Origin of the sequence: Microbacterium sp. As-52 (assembly GCF_049949185.1) — a bacterium.
Classification (GTDB): Bacteria; Actinomycetota; Actinomycetes; order Actinomycetales; family Microbacteriaceae; genus Microbacterium; species Microbacterium maritypicum_A.
In genome coordinates, this window is record NZ_CP188171.1 from 2,402,400 (window position 1) to 2,418,073 (window position 15,674).

17 protein-coding genes are annotated in these 15,674 nt (G+C 69.7%); 13 read left to right on the top strand and 4 right to left on the bottom strand.

Annotated features, from left to right (window positions below; all coding sequences use genetic code 11):
- Window positions 1-30: 30 nt before the first annotated feature.
- From ACLFA2_RS11510 to rocD, 5 genes are all read left to right on the top strand, one after another.
- Entirely contained in the window at window positions 31-465 is a 435-nt protein-coding gene (locus tag ACLFA2_RS11510; RefSeq protein ID WP_347123640.1) for a hypothetical protein, read from the top strand.
- A complete protein-coding gene (locus ACLFA2_RS11515; protein WP_021200351.1) occupies window positions 465-695 on the top strand; it encodes a helix-turn-helix transcriptional regulator in 231 nt (76 codons plus the stop codon). Before ACLFA2_RS11510 ends, ACLFA2_RS11515 begins: the two co-directional genes overlap by 1 nt.
- A complete protein-coding gene (locus ACLFA2_RS11520) occupies window positions 692-1,705 on the top strand; it encodes an NAD(P)-dependent alcohol dehydrogenase (protein ID WP_347123638.1) in 1,014 nt (337 codons plus the stop codon). The genes ACLFA2_RS11515 and ACLFA2_RS11520 overlap by 4 nt, the downstream gene beginning before the upstream one ends.
- Before the next feature lie 401 nt (window positions 1,706-2,106).
- Window positions 2,107-2,985, top strand: a complete 879-nt coding sequence (gene ddaH, locus ACLFA2_RS11525; protein ID WP_021200304.1) for a dimethylargininase — start codon at window positions 2,107-2,109, stop codon at window positions 2,983-2,985.
- Window positions 2,982-4,223, top strand: a complete 1,242-nt coding sequence (gene rocD / locus ACLFA2_RS11530; protein ID WP_021200303.1) for an ornithine--oxo-acid transaminase — start codon at window positions 2,982-2,984, stop codon at window positions 4,221-4,223. The genes ddaH and rocD overlap by 4 nt, the downstream gene beginning before the upstream one ends.
- 114 nt (window positions 4,224-4,337) lie before the next feature.
- Here the strand turns inward: rocD and ACLFA2_RS11535 are convergent, their stop codons facing one another.
- The 3 genes from ACLFA2_RS11535 to ACLFA2_RS11545 form a co-directional block, all read right to left on the bottom strand.
- On the bottom strand, window positions 4,338-4,625 hold the full coding sequence (locus ACLFA2_RS11535) for a hypothetical protein (RefSeq protein WP_021200302.1): 288 nt from the start codon (window positions 4,623-4,625) through the stop codon (window positions 4,338-4,340).
- A gap of 63 nt (window positions 4,626-4,688) precedes the next feature.
- Window positions 4,689-6,023: an MFS transporter gene (locus ACLFA2_RS11540; protein WP_031207541.1), complete on the bottom strand. Its 1,335-nt coding sequence runs from the start codon at window positions 6,021-6,023 to the stop codon at window positions 4,689-4,691.
- A 5-nt stretch (window positions 6,024-6,028) separates the two neighbouring features.
- Window positions 6,029-6,469: a MarR family winged helix-turn-helix transcriptional regulator gene (locus ACLFA2_RS11545; protein WP_021200300.1), complete on the bottom strand. Its 441-nt coding sequence runs from the start codon at window positions 6,467-6,469 to the stop codon at window positions 6,029-6,031.
- A 59-nt stretch (window positions 6,470-6,528) separates the two neighbouring features.
- Between ACLFA2_RS11545 and ACLFA2_RS11550 the strand changes: the two genes are divergently transcribed.
- From ACLFA2_RS11550 to ACLFA2_RS11570, 5 genes are all read left to right on the top strand, one after another.
- Complete coding sequence (locus ACLFA2_RS11550) at window positions 6,529-7,266, top strand: copper homeostasis protein CutC (RefSeq protein WP_021200299.1); 738 nt, start codon at window positions 6,529-6,531, stop codon at window positions 7,264-7,266.
- A 55-nt stretch (window positions 7,267-7,321) separates the two neighbouring features.
- Window positions 7,322-8,173 carry an alpha/beta fold hydrolase gene (locus ACLFA2_RS11555; protein WP_021200298.1) on the top strand — a complete coding sequence of 284 codons (852 nt, stop codon included), beginning with the start codon at window positions 7,322-7,324 and terminating at the stop codon, window positions 8,171-8,173.
- 212 nt (window positions 8,174-8,385) lie between these two features.
- Window positions 8,386-9,177: a DUF1684 domain-containing protein gene (locus ACLFA2_RS11560; RefSeq protein ID WP_231494475.1), complete on the top strand. Its 792-nt coding sequence runs from the start codon at window positions 8,386-8,388 to the stop codon at window positions 9,175-9,177.
- Window positions 9,178-9,214: 37 nt separating this feature from the next.
- On the top strand, window positions 9,215-10,264 hold the full coding sequence (locus ACLFA2_RS11565; RefSeq protein ID WP_029259853.1) for a lipoate--protein ligase family protein: 1,050 nt from the start codon (window positions 9,215-9,217) through the stop codon (window positions 10,262-10,264).
- Window positions 10,265-10,323: 59 nt separating this feature from the next.
- The gene (locus ACLFA2_RS11570; RefSeq protein WP_040569761.1) at window positions 10,324-11,289 is read left to right on the top strand and encodes a DNA-methyltransferase; all 966 of its coding nucleotides are present in this window, start codon (window positions 10,324-10,326) and stop codon (window positions 11,287-11,289) included.
- 9 nt (window positions 11,290-11,298) lie between these two features.
- Here the strand turns inward: ACLFA2_RS11570 and ACLFA2_RS11575 are convergent, their stop codons facing one another.
- On the bottom strand, window positions 11,299-11,868 hold the full coding sequence (locus ACLFA2_RS11575; RefSeq protein WP_021200294.1) for a TetR/AcrR family transcriptional regulator: 570 nt from the start codon (window positions 11,866-11,868) through the stop codon (window positions 11,299-11,301).
- Between the two features lie 171 nt (window positions 11,869-12,039).
- On the opposite strand from ACLFA2_RS11575, the gene ACLFA2_RS11580 reads away from it, so the two are divergent.
- Genes ACLFA2_RS11580 through ACLFA2_RS11590 form a run of 3 tightly spaced genes read left to right on the top strand, consistent with a single transcriptional unit; the run spans window position 12,040 to window position 15,622 of the window.
- Window positions 12,040-13,347, top strand: a complete 1,308-nt coding sequence (locus ACLFA2_RS11580) for an MFS transporter (protein ID WP_021200293.1) — start codon at window positions 12,040-12,042, stop codon at window positions 13,345-13,347.
- Between the two features lie 29 nt (window positions 13,348-13,376).
- The gene (locus ACLFA2_RS11585; RefSeq protein WP_031207538.1) at window positions 13,377-14,888 is read left to right on the top strand and encodes a carboxylesterase/lipase family protein; all 1,512 of its coding nucleotides are present in this window, start codon (window positions 13,377-13,379) and stop codon (window positions 14,886-14,888) included.
- Entirely contained in the window at window positions 14,885-15,622 is a 738-nt protein-coding gene (locus ACLFA2_RS11590; RefSeq protein WP_426621344.1) for a phosphatase PAP2 family protein, read from the top strand. Before ACLFA2_RS11585 ends, ACLFA2_RS11590 begins: the two co-directional genes overlap by 4 nt.
- Window positions 15,623-15,674 lie beyond the last annotated feature (52 nt).

A 15,674-nucleotide genomic window follows, 5' to 3' on the forward strand; every position in this document is an offset into this window, starting at 1 on the left:
GTGTCAATAATCTTTTACATCGGAGTCGTCATGGTCTACGAAGAGCGCAATGCCTGGGCGGGACTCATCGTCAGCCCGATCGTGATGGTCGTCTACGTCGTGCTGGTGCTCCAGCAGGCCGGGGGAGGGCCGCTCACCGCTGTCGACTGGTTCCCGCTCATGCTGTGGGTGATCGGCGGCGGCATCGTCGCGACGATCATCCTCAGCGTCGGGTGGGGCATCATCGCGGGGCTGAGAGACCCCGACGGTGTCGGCCGTTCCGACATCCGCGACCGCGACATCAGCCGCATGGGCGGCCGAGTGGAGCAGGCTTTCGTCGTGATCTCCGGTCTCGGGGTCATCGCGCTGTGCGCCGTCGGCGCCGATGTCTTCTGGATCGCGAACACCATGTTCGCGGGCTTCGCGGTGTCGGCGTTCATCGGCGGCATCGCCCGGGTGGTCGCCTACCGGCGGGGCCTCGTCTGATGGTCAAGCCCACCCGCGTCTCGAACACCATCCGCGCGCATCGCGAACAGGCCGGACTCACCCAGGCCGAGCTCGCGCGCACGGTCGGCGTGACGCGCCAGACCCTCATCGCGATCGAGCAGCAGAAGTACTCGCCGACACTCGAACTCGCCTTCCAGATCGCCCGCGCGTTCGGCGTGGGGCTCGACGACATCTTCGAATACCCCGACACGTCAGGAGCATCATCATGAGCCGTTCGATGAAGGCGTGGCGTCGGGAGACGTACGGTCCGGCCGACGGCGTCGCCCTCGAGCGCATCCCGGTTCCGACGCCCGGCCGCGGCGAGGTGCTGCTGCGGGTGCGCGCCACGGCGTTGAACGCGGGCGATGTGCGCCTCCTGCTCGGCGATCCGCTGCTCGTGCGTCCGGTGTTCGGCATGACCCGCCCGAAGCACCCGGTGCGCGGGATGGAGGTCGCGGGCACCGTGGTCGCCGTCGGACCCGACGTCGTGGGCGCGGAGATCGGCGAAGACGTGGTGGGTGAGCTCGTCGGCGGCGGAGGTCTCGGCGAGTACGTGAGCGTTCCCGCCGCGCGGCTCGTTCCCGTCCCGATCGATATCGTCCCGGAGACCGCCGCGTGCCTCCCGGTGGCCGGGGGAACCGCCTGGCAGGCGCTCGACCTCGCGGGCGTCGGCCTCACGCAACGTGCTCGCGCCGATGGCGCGCCGAGAGTGCTGATCATCGGTGCCTCCGGAGGGGTGGGCACGTTCGCGGTGCAGCTCGCAGCTCTTCGCGGCGCCGAGGTCTGGGCGTCCTGCCGTGACCGCAACGCACCGCTGATCGAGCAGCTGGGTGCCGTGCGCACCTTCGACCACCGGACGTCGCCCCTGAGTGCGCTGCCGGACGGCCGATTCGATGCGATCGTCGACATCGCCGGAGGGATGCCGTTGCGGGAGCTGAAGCGCCTCGTGGTGCCCGGCGGCACGGTCGTGCTCGTCACGGGCGACGGGGGACACGTGCTCGGCCCGATCCCGCGGATGCTCCGCGCGGTGTTCCTGTCGATCGGCTCGCGGAGCATCCGACCACTCGCCGCGACGCCGCGTCCCGAGGTGCTGGCGAAGCTCCTCGAACTCGTCGCCGATGGCCGCGTGGTTCCCGTGATCGAGCGGGAGTACCCCTTCGCCGAGGCATCCGCCGCTCTCGCCCGTCTCGAGGCGGGCCACACCGTCGGCAAGCTGGTGGTCACCGGCTCCGCCCTCTGATCCTCCGGTCGCACCCTCTGCGTGTTCCGGTCGCACCCTCTGCATTGTTCCGGTCGCACCCTCTGCGTTGTTCCGGTCGCACTTCCTGCCGCCTTCAGACGCTTTCGGCGGCAGAAAGTGCGACCGGAGCGGTCGGGGGACGGGGCCGGGAGATGGGACGGGGACGGAGATGGGACGGAGATGGGACGGAGATGGGACGGAGATGGGACGGGGATGGGGCAGGGGCGGGGGTGGAGGGGAACGGGCGGCGCTCTGGCGGCGTACAGGGGGCGGGTGACAGAATGGACCTCGGCGTGCCCGAGTCGCATCTTCCCCGACGCCCGCTCGATCGAGCGAAGGGTCGAAGGACCGCCGGGCCCCTGGACAGCGTCCGCCGCGCCCGTCCCACGAGGAGAGCACCCATGTCGACGCCTGAAGCCGCCGTCTCCACCGCCCCCGCCCGCACCGCGCACCACCGTCGCTATCTCATGTGCAAGCCGGAGCACTTCACGGTCAACTACTCCATCAACCCGTGGATGGAGCCGACCAAGCCCACCGACACCGCCAACGCGGTCGCGCAGTGGCAGAAGCTCCACGACCTGTACATCGAGCTGGGCCACGAGGTCGAGCTCATCGAGCCGCTTCCCGGCTACCCCGACATGGTCTACACGGCCAACGGCGGATTCCTCATCGACGGTCGCGCCTACGTGCCCGAGTTCCGTTTCGTCGAGCGTCAGGGCGAGTCGCCGGCCTTCGCCGACTGGTTCCGTGCTGCGGGCTACGACACGGTGATGCCGAAGGAGGTCAACGAGGGCGAGGGTGACTTCCTTCTCGTCGGCGACGTGATCCTGGCAGGAACCGGCTTCCGCTCCACGGGCGACAGCCACCGCGAGGTCGGCGAGGTCTTCGGGCGCGAGGTCGTGTCGCTCAACCTGGTCGACCCGCGTTTCTACCACCTCGACACCGCGATCGCCGTGCTCGATCCGGTGCAGGGTGTCGAGAACGGCGGCCCGGAGCGCGCGAACATCGCCTACCTCCCCGGTGCCTTCGACGACGCCAGCCGTGCGATCCTCGAGGAGCGCTTCCCCGACGCGATCCTGGTCTCTGACGAGGACGGTTCGGTGTTCGGCCTGAACTCGGCGAGCGACGGCTACAACGTGGTCATCTCGCCGCGGGCGAAGGGCTTCGAGAAGCAGCTGCGCGAGCGCGGCTACAACCCGATCATGGTGGACCTGTCCGAGCTGCTGCTCGGCGGCGGCGGCATCAAGTGCTGCACGCTCGAGCTGCGGGGTGCGAAGTGACCGCGGTCGACGAGACCACGGGAACAGCGACCCCGGGTACAGCGGCCACGGCGGGAGAGGCGGGCACCGAGCCGCACGTCGCCCACAACTACCACCCGCTGCCGGTGAACATCGCCCGCGCGGAGGGTGCGTGGGTGACCGACGTCGAGGGCAAGCGTTACCTCGACCTGCTCGCGGCGTACTCGGCCGTGAACTTCGGCCACCGGCATCCGGCCCTCGTCGCCGCGCTCACCGAGCAGCTCGGCCGGGTCACGCTCGTCAGCCGTGCGTTCCAGAGCGACCGGCTGGAGCCGTTCGCCGCGGCGCTCGCGGAGCTGGCGGGCAAGGATCTCGTGCTGCCGATGAACACCGGCGCCGAGGCCGTCGAGACCGGCATCAAGGTCGCCCGCGCCTGGGGCTATCGCGTCAAGGGCATCCCCGAGGGCAAGGCGCGCATCATCGTCGCGGCCGGCAACTTCCACGGCCGCACGACGACGATCGTCAGCTTCAGCGACGACGACACGGCGCGTGACGACTTCGGCCCCTACACGCCGGGCTTCGATGTGGTGCCGTACGGAGATGCGGATGCCATCGCCGCGGCCATCACCGACGACACGGCGGCCGTGCTGGTCGAGCCGATCCAGGGTGAGGCCGGTGTCGTGATCCCGCCGGAGGGCTACCTCCGCCGCATCCGCGAGATCTGCGACGAGAAGAACGTGCTGTTCATCGCCGACGAGATCCAGGCGGGGCTCGGCCGCGTGGGCGAGACCTTCGCGTGCGATCGTGAAGGCGTCGTGCCCGACCTGTACCTCCTGGGCAAGGCGCTCGGCGGCGGCATCCTCCCGGTATCCGCCGTGGTCGGCGACGCCGACGTGCTGGGCGTCATCCGACCGGGCGAGCACGGGTCGACGTTCGGCGGCAACCCGCTGGCCGCGGCCGTGGGCCTGCGCGTGGTCGAGATGCTGCAGACCGGTGAGTTCCAGGAGCGGGCGCGCGCACTCGGCGCCCACCTGGAGCAGGCGCTGCAGCCGCTGATCGGGCACGGCGTCACGGCCGTGCGCATCGCCGGGCTCTGGGCCGGCGTCGACATCGATCCCGCGAAGGGCACCGGGCGTCAGATCGCCGAGAAGCTGCTCGAACGGGGCGTGCTCGTCAAGGACACGCACGGACAGACGGTGCGCATCGCTCCGCCGCTCGTGATCCGCGCGACCGAGCTCGACTGGGCGGTGGAGCAGCTCAAGCTCGTGCTGGGCGCCTAGGCCCGATGCGCAGAACCCTACCCGCGCGGCTCGACGCGACACGAGCAACGCCACCGCAGGGGAGGGCCGTCTCTGGGGATGGACGGCTGGCGGTGGCGTTGCCCTCGTGCACGCTCAGGCGGGCGGGGAATCCGGATCGAGCGTCTTGAGGGTGTCCTCTTCGGCGGCGTTGTCCGCGTCGAGCTGATCCTCGGTGTGCTCGTCGCCACCGAGCGCTGCGCGATGGCCCTGGCCGGCGTCGCCCTGGATGGCGCCGCCCGTGGATTCGCCGCGCGAGCTGTCGCCCTGGATGGCGCCGCCGGTGCCGTCGCCCTGGCCGGAGTCTTCGTCCGGTGCTCCGACGCCGGGCGCGCCCTCTGCCGGATCCTGCGGATGGGGGGTGCGTTCCGTGTTCTCGTCCATGCACAGACGGTACGACCGGTCGCCCCGGGTCGTGCAGGGCGTTGACAAATCCCGCGACGAGGGTCAGTCTCCGAGGTCGCGCTTCTCGGCGGTGCGGATCGGCGTGGTCACGGCGGCCTCGTCGCTGAACTCGATCGGGTCGACCTCGATCACGCGAAGCGGGCGGGTCTCGTCGAGCGTGAGCAGGAACCGGCGGTTCTCGTCCCGGCGGAGTCGGCCGGAGGTCGCGACCCAGATCACCCCGATCGCGCAGGCCACGAACCCGGCCGTGCCACCGAGCATGATCGCGGCCCGCGGGCCGAACGTGTCGGCGACCCATCCCGCGATGGGGGCCCCGATGGGGGTCGAACCCATGATGACGGCCATATACAGGGCGAGCACGCGTCCGCGCAGAGCGGGGTCGGTCGTGATCTGCACGTAGCCGTTGGCGGTGGTGAGCAGCGTCACGATCATGAAGCCGGTGAAGGTCAAAGTGACGGCGTAGGAGGCATACGTGGGCATGGCCGACGACACGAACGCGGCGATGCCGAAACCTCCGGCAGCGAGGATCACCACGCGCACTCTGGCGCGATCGCGCCGGGCGGCGAGGAGCGCCCCGATGAGGGATCCGATCGCGAGCACCGAGCTGAGCACGCCGTAGCCGTCGGCGCCCGCGCCGAACTCGAGCGCCATGGTCGAGGCGAAGATCGGGAAGTTCATGCCGAAGGCGCCGATCAGGAAGACCGTCACGAACACCACGCGCAGGTCGCTGCGCCCCCACACATACCGGAACCCGTCGGCGAGCCCGCCGCGATTGCGGTTCTTCAGACGCGGGGCGAGCAGGCTGCGGCGCATGAGCAGCAGGGCGAGCAGCATCGCCAGGAACGTCGCCGCGTTCACGATGAACACCCAGCCCGAGCCGATCGCCACGATCAGCAGGCCGCCGACGGCGGGTCCGACCATACGGGCGAGGTTGAACGACGCGGAGTTGAGGGCCACCGCGTTGGAGGTGTCGCCGGTGGAGACCATGTCGGAGACGAACGCCTGTCGAGCCGGAGCGTCGAACGCGTTCACGATGCCGAATCCGAGGGCGAAGCCGAACATCATCGGCAGGGTCATGAGGCCGCCGAGCAGCAGCGCGCCGACCGCGATCGCGAGGGCGAGCAGCGCCGACTGGGTGGCGAACAGGATGTGCCGCCGGTCGAAGCGGTCGGCCACCCACCCGGTCAGGCTCACGAGCACGAGCGGGGGCCCGAACTGCAGGGCCATCGTGACGCCCATCGCGGTGGCGTCGTTGTCGGTGAGCTCGGTGAGCACCACCCAGTCCTGCGCCGTGGCCTGCATCCACCCGCCGACGTTGGAGATCAGGGCGCCCGCGAACCAGATCCGGTAGTTGATGTTCGCGAAGGAGCGGAACATGGCGCTCATCGCTCCACCACCCGCCTCATCAGGGCGCTGGCTTCACGCAGCGTGGTCAGCTCGGCCTCGGAGTAGTCGACCTCGCGCAGCATGTCGGCGAGCAGCTCGTCGCGACGGCGGATGGTCTCGACGACGATCTCGCTCCCGGCCTCGGTGATGTCGACCTGCACGCGGCGGCGATCGTCCTCATCGGGGGTGCGCACGACGAAGCCCTGCTCTTCGAGGCCGTTGATCGTGCTGGTCATCGACGGTGCGGTGACGCGCTCGCGCTGGGCGAGGGTCGAGATCGTACGGCGTCCGTTCATGCGCAGGTCGGCGAGCACCGCCAGCTGCGCGTCGCTCATCGAGTCGGCGGCGCGGGCGCAGCGAAGGCGGCGGGCCAGCCGGAACGTGGCCATGCGAAGGTCTGTGGCGGTGAGGTCGAGGGATTCATCAGACGCAGACATTACTTAGATAGCCTATCTAATTTTCCGGATGCCGGCAGGGGAGCGGGCACAATGGAGGGGTGACCCGATCGCTCGCCTTGGAAATCGCCGTGCAGGACCCCGCCGGAGTGCGGATCGCCAAGGAGGTCGGCGCTGCACGCGTCGAACTCGCCACCGCCCTCGCCCTCGGCGGACTGACCCCGTCGCCGGCGACGCTCGAACTCGCCGTCGAGGCGGCAGGAGCCGACGGCCCCGAGGTGCACGTGCTGATCCGCCCACGCGCGGGTGGATTCCACTACGACGACGACGAGCTGGCGGTCGCCGAGCTCGACGTGCGCCGTGCGATCGCCTCCGGTGCCTCCGGTGTGGTCATCGGTGCCCTGGATGCCGACGGGCGTCTCGACCTGTTCGCGATGGCGCGTCTGCGTGATGCGGCCGGGGGAGCGCCCGCCACGCTGCACCGTGCGATCGATGTGACGGCCGACCCTGTCGCGACACTGCAGAGCGCCCGCGAGCTGGGCCTGCGTCGTGTGCTCACGTCCGGGGGAGCGTCCGCGGCGATCGACGGCATCGACACGCTGCGTGCCCTCGTCGCCGCAGCCGAGGGCGAGATCGAGATCATGGCGGGCAGCGGCGTCGACGTGGCCAGCGCCCCGGTTCTGGCGGCGGCGGGGGTCGATGCGATCCACTTCTCCGCCAAGCGCGCCGTGACCCAGGACGGCGGCGTGCGCATGGGCTCCGCCTCCGACGGGGTCGGCGGATACGAGGTCACCGATCGCGACATCGCCTTCGCGATCCGGGATGCCCTCGCGCGGTAGCCGCCCGCCTCGCCCGGTAGCCGCCCTCTCGCGTGATGGGTAGGCTCGCACCGTGATGGATACCCGTGAGTTCACCGATGCCTATGGCGTCGACATCGTCTACGACGTCCATCCCGCCGAGGGGACTCCCCGCGGCGTGGTGCAGCTGCTGCACGGCGTCGGCGAGCATGCGGGGAGGTACGGCGCGCTGATCGCGGCGCTCACCGCTGCCGGTTTCCACGTCTACGCCGATGACCATCGTGGACACGGTCGCACCGGCATCCGTCAGCACGGCGGCCCGGAGAAGCTCGGCCGTCTGGGCAAGGGCGGGCTGCGCGCGGCCGAGGAGGCCGTCTGGCAGCTGACGGGCATCATCCGCGACGAGAACCCCGATCTGCCCCTCGTGCTGCTCGGTCATTCCTGGGGTTCGTTCCTGGCGCAGATGCTCGTCAACGACCACCCGGAAGCCTGGGACGCCGTCATCCTCTCCGGCTCGGCACTGCGGATGCCGGGGTCGCTCAACGCCGCGCCCCTGAACGCGCGCTGGGCAGGCGAGGGCGCGACCGGCCTCGAATGGCTCAGCCGCGACCCCGCCGTCTGGGCCGCGTTCGATGAGGATCCGCTGACCACCGACGTGCCGCTGCTCAAGCTCTTCGGCCCGATCGAGGCCGCGAAGCTCTACGGTCGTCCGGCCAAGGACCTGGGACACGACATCCCGATGCTGCTGCTCGTGGGTCGCGACGACCCGGTGGGTGGACCCCGCAGCGTGCACAAGCTCGCCGACGAGTACCGCAGCCGTTCCGGTCTCACCGACGTCACGACGCTCGTCTACCCGGATGCGCGGCACGAGATCTTCGCCGAGCTGCAGCAGGAAGAGGTGCGCGCCGACGTGCTCGCCTGGCTCGACACGCACATCCCCGCGCGCTGAGACTCACGTCGCCATCGGCGAGACCCACGGCCCGCGCCCATACCCACCGTGGCGCGCGTACGTGAACATGGGTGTCGGCGGAGAGCGTGGGTCTCGGTGTGAGATCTTTCCGACGATGCCGGTATGACGCGGCGTTACGCGCGGTGAAGGCGTGTGACACGACCGCCTCGCCGGCCGCGGAGCCCCCGTAGATTCGGGGCAATATTCCGCGCATGAGCGAGGAGAGCCCCCGCTGTGCGGTTCCCTCGCCGGGAGGGAGCGCTCCGTTGAGCTTCGTGAAGGACTGGCAGGACTGGCACGCGTCACGCGAACGCTATGCGGGCTCGGAGTACGGTCCGTCGGCGCTCGAGTCGACGAACTGGCTCATCACCGAAGCGGCGGCCGTCGACGGCATCCCCGGGCTCTGGGCGCTCACCGGCGACGGGGGTATCCGTGGCAGCGAGCTCGGCCAGGCGGGATCCACCGTCGTGCTGCGCGGAGGCGAGAGCATCCGTCTCGGCCGGCGTGAGCTGCGGGTGTTCGAGCGCCACGGCACGCTCGCCCTGCGTGTGCTGAATCCGGCGCGCCCGCAGCGCGAGTGGTTCACGGCGATCGACGCCTACGCCCCCGATGAGCGCTGGCGGCTGCCGGCCGTGTTCGAGGAGACCCCGGACGAGCGGATCGTGATCACCTCGGTCGACGGCGATGCGCGCGAGACTCCCGTCGCCGGGCGGCTGCGGTTCGAGCTGGCGGGGGCGCCGCAGACGCTCACCGTGACCAGGAGCGCTCAGGGCGCGTTGAGCGCGGTGTTCGCCGACGGGACGAACGGGCTCGAGACCTACCGCTTCCGCTTCCTCCCTGTCGACGAACCCGCCGCCGACGGCACGGCCGTGATCGACTTCAACCGCGCCTACCTGCCACCGTGTGCGTTCTCGGATCAGTTCGTGTGCCCGCTGCCGCCCGCCGGCAACAGGTATTCGACGCCGATCAGGGCGGGAGAGCGCGTGGTGGTGCTCGGAGGCTGACCGCCGGAACGAGGGCTGCGCGCCTTAAGCTGGAACCGTGCACGGTGAATACAAGGTCCCAGGGGGAAAGCTCGTCGTCGTCGACCTCGAGATCGAAGACGACCGGATCTCGCGCTTCCGCCTCGCCGGAGACTTCTTCCTCGAACCCGACTCGGCGCTCGACGACATCAACGCCGCGGTCGATGGGCTGCCCGTGGAGTCCGATGCGACCGCGATCGCGACCGCGGTGCGCGCAGCCCTCCCCGACGGGGCTCAGCTGCTCGGCTTCACACCCGAGGCCGTGGGCACCGCGGTGCGCCGCGCACTCGTGACCGCCCCGGGGTGGCGTGACTTCGACTGGGAGATCGTGCACGAGAAGGCGGTCTCGCCGCGCATGAACCTGGCCCTCGACGAGGTGCTCACCTCCCGCGTGGGCGAAGGGCGCCGCCGACCCACCCTGCGCATCTGGGAGTGGGACGAGTCGGCCGTGGTGATCGGCTCGTTCCAGTCGTACCGCAACGAGGTCGACCCCGAGGGTGCCGCGAAGCACGGATTCGACGTGGTCCGCCGCATCTCCGGCGGGGGTGCGATGCTCATGGCAGCCGGGCAGATCATCACATACTCGCTCTATGTGCCGGCATCCCTGGTCGCGGGGATGACCTTCGCCGACTCCTACGCCTTCCTCGACGACTGGGTGCTGCAGGCGCTGCGCTCGCTCGGCATCGACGCGGTCTACCAGCCGCTCAACGACATCGCGAGCCCGACCGGCAAGATCGGCGGTGCCGCCCAGAAGCGCCTCGCCAACGGCGGCGTCCTGCACCACGCCACCCTCTCGTACGACATCGACGGGCAGATGATGACCGAGGTGCTGCGCATCGGCCGCGAGAAGCTCAGCGACAAGGGCACTGCATCCGCCGCCAAGCGCGTCGATCCGCTGCGCAGCCAGACCGGACTCGAGCGCGCCGAGATCATCGAGCGCTTCAAGGACACCTTCCGCTCGCTGACCCATGCCGAGACCGGTTCGATCTCTGCGGACGAGTACGCCGACGCCGAGGCGCTCGTCGAGTCGAAGTTCGCCACCGAGGCGTGGCTGCATCGGGTGCCGTGACGGCGCCGGACCCGGTTGTTCCCGCCGCGGCGGACCCGCAGGGCGTGGCGCCTGACGTCATGCCGGTGATCGCGCCGGTCGTGCCGGGGGCGGTGACGATCGTCGAGGGCGACAACCTCGCCGTCGCGGCGACCCTGCCCTCCGGGTCCTTCAGCCTGGTGTACCTCGATCCGCCGTTCAACACCGGCCGCACGCAGGAGCGGCAGGTGGTCACTGCGCGGCGGACGTTCATGACTCAGGAGGAGAGCGCGGATTCAGGCACGGCAGCCGTCCGAACCGGGAACGCGGAGCCGGTCGTCCTGAGTTCTGCCCCGGGTGCCGGCGAGTCCGAGCCGGGGACCGAGGTGCGGCACGGCTTCCACGGCCATGCGTACGAGCGCGTACGCGGGATGCTGCGTGCCTATGACGACCGCTTCGACGACTACGGCGCCTTCCTGATGCCGCGGCTCGAGGAGGCCTGGCGGCTGCTCGCCGACGACGGCACTCTGTACCTGCACCTCGACTATCGCGAGGCGCACTACGCGAAGGTCATGCTCGACGCGGTCTTCGGACGGGACTGCTTCCTCAACGAGCTGATCTGGGCGTACGACTACGGTGCCAAGTCGCGCAGCCGCTGGCCGACCAAGCACGACACGATCCTGGTCTACGTGAAGAACCCACGGGAGTATGTCTTCAACTCCGACGAGGTCGACCGCGAGCCCTACATGGCGCCCGGGCTGGTCACGGCCGAGAAGGCCGCGCGCGGCAAACTCCCCACCGACGTCTGGTGGCACACCATCGTGCCGACGACCGGACGGGAGAAGACCGGCTACCCCACGCAGAAGCCTGAGGGGATCCTGCGGCGTATCATCACGGCGTCGAGTCGCCCCGGCGACCGGGTGCTCGATCTGTTCGCGGGGAGTGGCACGACGGGAGCTGTCGCCTCGGCGCTCGGCCGCGACGCTGTGCTCGTCGATGACAACCCCGAGGCTGTCCGGATCATGAGGGCCCGAATGCCGCACGCCGTCGCGACGACGCTCGACTGAGGCGGGTCGTCAGGCCGGACGCAGCAGCACCAGGAACTGCTCGATCTCGGCGGCCATGTCGAGGGACGGATCGAGCATCCACGCGGCCTGGAGCCCGTCGGCCAGGGCGTGCAGAGTGCGCACCACCCAGGCGGGGTCGAGGTCGTCGCGCATCCGTCCGGCCTTCTGGTCTTCGGCGACCTGCGCGCGGGTGAAGGCCTCGACCCGCTCGGTGCGCTCGCGGAAATAGGCGTGGGCGGGGTGGGAGGGGTCTCCGGCCTCGGCGGCCAGCTGTGCGTAGAGCTGCACGAGACCGGGTACCGAGGTGTTGTGGCGCATGACCGCGAGGAACGCGGAGGAGGCGTCTTCGCCCGCGTATTCCTGCTCGTCGCGGTCGTCTCTGGCGCGGAGGATCGCGACGAAGAGCTCTTCCTTGCTGCCGAAGTAGTGCAGGAGTCCCGCGGGGCTGAGTCCGGCGGCATCCGCGATCTCGCGTACGGAAGCCTTGCGGTATCCGTGCTCCGCGACGACGGCGAGGGCGGCCTCGAGGATCTCCTCGCGTTTGGCGACACCCTTCGCATACGCCCCTCGTGTCGCCATGGCTCCAGGGTAACCGTCACGACCAGATCACAAAAACCAAACAACGTTCGTGAATGACTTGCGAAGGGTGGAGACGATCTGTCAGCATGTCGGGTGAATACCGAATGCCGTTTGGTATTGATCAGATCCGCTCAACATTCCGCTCAACATTCCGCTCAACGAGGAGCCGACATGTCCGTGTCCCCGCTCGACCCCGCCGCCGAACTGGCGCCGACCGGCACCATCCGCGCCGTCCCGCCCGAAGCGGGGGAGCCGGCGGCGAGTCCGCCGGCGAACCGGCGGCTGTTGCCCAGCCTGCTGATCGCCTCCCTCACGCTGTTCGCCACTTACGGCGGACTCATCGCGATTCTTCTTCCCAGCCAGATCCTGATGATCGACGAGGCGAACAAGGTCGGCAACCTCGCCGTCGTGACCACGATCTCCTTCGTGTTCACGCTGTTCGCGCAGCCGATCGTGGGGGCGTTGAGCGACCGCACGCGCTCGCGCTTCGGACGCCGCGTGCCGTGGATGGTGCTCGGCGCGATCATCGGCGGCATCTTTCTGTTCGGGCTGGGCTCGCTGACCGACATCCTCTGGATCACGGTGTTCTGGGTGATCATCCAGGTGGCGCTGAACTTCTTCCAGGCGCCCCTGACCGCGATCACCGCCGATCGGTTCCCGCGTTCGAAGCGCGGCGGGGCGAGCGCGATGATCGGACTCGGCACGCAGGTCGGCATGACCGTCGGCATCATGCTCGCCGGTGCCTTCGCCGCGCAGATCGGCATCGGCTACGCGGTGTTCGGCGGTGCCGTGATCGTGGCGGCACTGCTGTTCGCACTCGTGAACCGCGACTGGTCGTCGAAGCACGCGGCCGTGGATGCGTTCCGCTGGGGTGCATTCTTCCGAGGATTCTGGATCGACCCGCGCCGTCACCCGGACTTCGCCTGGGCGTTCGCCGCGCGGTTCCTGCTGATCCTCGGTTACTTCGTCGTCAGCGCGTATCAGCTGTACATGCTCACCGACTACATCGGCCTGCCACTCGCGGATGCCCAGGGGGCCGTCGTCACCCTCACACTCGTGGCCTTCATCCCGACGCTCATCGCGATCGCCCTCTCCGGGTGGTGGAGCGACAGGGTCGGGCGCCGCAAGGTGTTCATCTACGCCGCCTCCGCCGTGATGGTCGCGGGCCTCGCGATGCCGCTGCTGCAGCCGAACATGACCGGCATGGTCCTGATGAGCATCATCAACGGCGTCGGTTTCGGCCTGTACATGTCGGTGGATGCGGCGCTCATGACCGAGGTGCTGCCGAACGAGGGCGTCTCGGCGGGCAAGGATCTCGGCATCCTCAACGTCGCGACCAATGTGCCGCAGGCGTTGAGTCCCGCCATCGGCGGTGTCATCATCACCTCCGTCGGCGGCTACGCGATGCTCTTCGTCTTCGCGATCGTGTTCGTGATCCTCGCCGCCGTCGCGACCGCGCCGATCAAGGGAGTGCGCTGATGACCGGGAATGAGCAGGAGAATGCTGTGATGACGGATACCGATTTCGACACGACCGCCGATTTCGTCGAGGTGGCCACGGCCGCCGGACGGGTGCGGGGCCGCTGGCGCCCGACGACGGGCGGGCGCGGGAATCCGCGGTCGGCAGCCTTCCTGGGCATCCCGTTCGCGGAGGCGCCGATCGGCGCGCTGCGTTTTCAGGCGCCCGTGCCGAAAGCGCCGTGGGAGGGAGTGCGCGATGCGCTCGAGTTCGCCGCCACCGCCCAGCGCGGCGACCCCGGGGTGACGCTCATCCCCGAACCGAGCGTCGAGGGCGACTCGACGCTCAACGTCAACGTCTTCACGCCGGACCCGACCCCTGCCGCGCAGGGCGCCGGTCTTCCGGTTCTCGTCTGGATCCACGGCGGCGGATACTTCGCCGGCTCGCCCGCGAGCCCCTGGTATGACGGCCGCAACTTCAACCGTGACGGCGTCGTGACCGTGTCGCTCTCCTACCGCCTGGGTTTCGACGGCTTCGGCTGGATCGAGGATGCCCCCTCGAACCGGGGCGTGCGCGACTGGCTGCTCGCCCTCGAGTGGGTGCAGCAGAACATCGCTGAGTTCGGCGGGGATCCGTCGCGCGTCACGATCGCCGGGCAATCCGCCGGCGGAGGAGCCGTGCTGACCCTGCTCGGCATGGAGAAGGCACAGCATCTGTTCCACGGCGTGTACGCGATCTCCGGTGCGCTCGCCGACGTGGCTCCGGCCCGCGCCGAGGCCTTCGGGCGCGGACTCGCCGCAGCGGCCGGGGTCGCGCCCACCGTGGCCGGGTTCTCGACGCTGTCCGAGGACCGCATCCTCGAGCTGCAGAAAAAGGCGACCGAGCTCGGTCCTGATTCGCTCGGGAGTGTGGTCGAAGAGGGCCTTCCGCTCGGTCCGGCCGTCGACGGCGACCTGCTGCCACGCCCGACGCGTGAGGCCCTCCGCGCCGGTGTCGGTGCCGACAAGCCGCTCGTGATCGGTGCGACCGACGACGAGTTCACGATGGTCTTCGCAGGCTCCGAGAAGAAGCTGCGCTGGGTGCCGAGGTCGCTGCTGTTGAACAAGCTCGGCTTGCCGAAGAGTGCGCGTCGGCAGTACCTCGCCGCCAACGCCGACATCACCGGACTCGGCAACGCCCGGGTGGGCGGTCGGCTGCTGACGGACCGGATGTTCCGCTCGGCGCTGCTGAAGATCGTCGCCGACCGCGGTGCCGCTCCCACCTGGCTGTACCGCTTCTCGTGGCCGTCCGGACACTTCGGCTTCGCCGAGCACTGCCTCGATGTGCCGTTCTTCTTCGACTGCCTCGACGGTCCGGCGATGGAGCCGCTCGCGGGTCCGAACCCGCCGCAGGAGCTGGCTGACGAGGTGCACGGCGCCGCTGTCGCGTTCATCGTCGGAGGAGACCCCGGTTGGCCGCGTCACCAGGGATCGAAGGGCATCGCGCGGGTCTACGACGTGCCGACCCGCGACATGTCCGATGCCTACGCCTCCGTGCGGCCGCTGCTGGGAACGCCGTCGTGACCACGGCTGTCGCGGTCGGGGATGCCACCCGACCGGTGGCCTCGCCGCGCCCTCGGTGGATGCTGTGGACCGCTCTCGGGCTGCTCGCGGTGTTCGTGGCTCTCGCGGTCGGCGTGCTCGCAGCGCCCGATGCGCCGTGGACGCAGGGCCTCGACGACCTGTGGCGCAGAGGTGTCGGGGTCGGGCCGGAATCGACGCTGCCCGGCTTCGTGCTGGCGCAGATGTTCCAGCATCTCGGTCAGCTCCCTGGGGCGGTGCTCATGATGATCCTCCTCCCGCTGGTGCTGTCGCTGATGGGGCGTTGGCGTTCCGCGCTGTTCGTGATCGCGGTGCAGCTCGCCGGCCCAGGGCTGCTGTCGCAGCTCACGAAGAACCTCGTCGACAGGCCGCGCCCGGCCGAAGACGTGGCCGGTGGACTCTTCGGCCCGCTCGTGCAGGTCGACCACGGTTCGTTCCCGTCCGGACATTCCGTGAGCATGGCCGCGATCATCATCACGGTGCTCGCACTGATCCCGGCATCCGCGGTCTGGGCGCGCCGCGTCTGGATCGTGCTCGGAGTGCTCCTGGCCGTCGGCATGGTGTGGCAGCGCACGCTCATCAACGCGCACTGGTTCACCGACACGTGCGCCGGACTGATCGGCGGGGCGGCGGTCGCGCTCCTGCTCTGGTGGGCGTTCCTGCCCTGGCTGCGGCGCGATCAGGAGCGCCGCGGCTGGTTCCTTCGGAAAGGCTGATCTCTCGCCTTCGAATCGCGCGAACGGCTCCATCTCGTCCCGGGATGCAGCC

Bases quoted from the DNA above. Each gene is read 5' to 3' on its own strand.
- ACLFA2_RS11560 (WP_231494475.1), top strand. From the start codon at position 8,386: ATGAGCGAGGAGAGCCCCCGCTGTGCGGTTCCCTCGCCGGGAGGGAGC.
- ACLFA2_RS11540 (WP_031207541.1), bottom strand. From the start codon at position 6,023: ATGTTCCGCTCCTTCGCGAACATCAACTACCGGATCTGGTTCGCGGGC.
- ddaH (WP_021200304.1), top strand. From the start codon at position 2,107: ATGTCGACGCCTGAAGCCGCCGTCTCCACCGCCCCCGCCCGCACCGCG.
- ACLFA2_RS11510 (WP_347123640.1), top strand. From the start codon at position 31: ATGGTCTACGAAGAGCGCAATGCCTGGGCGGGACTCATCGTCAGCCCG.
- ACLFA2_RS11520 (WP_347123638.1), top strand. From the start codon at position 692: ATGAGCCGTTCGATGAAGGCGTGGCGTCGGGAGACGTACGGTCCGGCC.
- ACLFA2_RS11535 (WP_021200302.1), bottom strand. From the start codon at position 4,625: ATGGACGAGAACACGGAACGCACCCCCCATCCGCAGGATCCGGCAGAG.
- ACLFA2_RS11580 (WP_021200293.1), top strand. From the start codon at position 12,040: ATGTCCGTGTCCCCGCTCGACCCCGCCGCCGAACTGGCGCCGACCGGC.
- ACLFA2_RS11570 (WP_040569761.1), top strand. From the start codon at position 10,324: ATGCCGGTGATCGCGCCGGTCGTGCCGGGGGCGGTGACGATCGTCGAG.
- ACLFA2_RS11515 (WP_021200351.1), top strand. From the start codon at position 465: ATGGTCAAGCCCACCCGCGTCTCGAACACCATCCGCGCGCATCGCGAA.
- ACLFA2_RS11585 (WP_031207538.1), top strand. From the start codon at position 13,377: ATGACGGATACCGATTTCGACACGACCGCCGATTTCGTCGAGGTGGCC.
- ACLFA2_RS11575 (WP_021200294.1), bottom strand. From the start codon at position 11,868: ATGGCGACACGAGGGGCGTATGCGAAGGGTGTCGCCAAACGCGAGGAG.
- ACLFA2_RS11545 (WP_021200300.1), bottom strand. From the start codon at position 6,469: ATGTCTGCGTCTGATGAATCCCTCGACCTCACCGCCACAGACCTTCGC.
- ACLFA2_RS11555 (WP_021200298.1), top strand. From the start codon at position 7,322: ATGGATACCCGTGAGTTCACCGATGCCTATGGCGTCGACATCGTCTAC.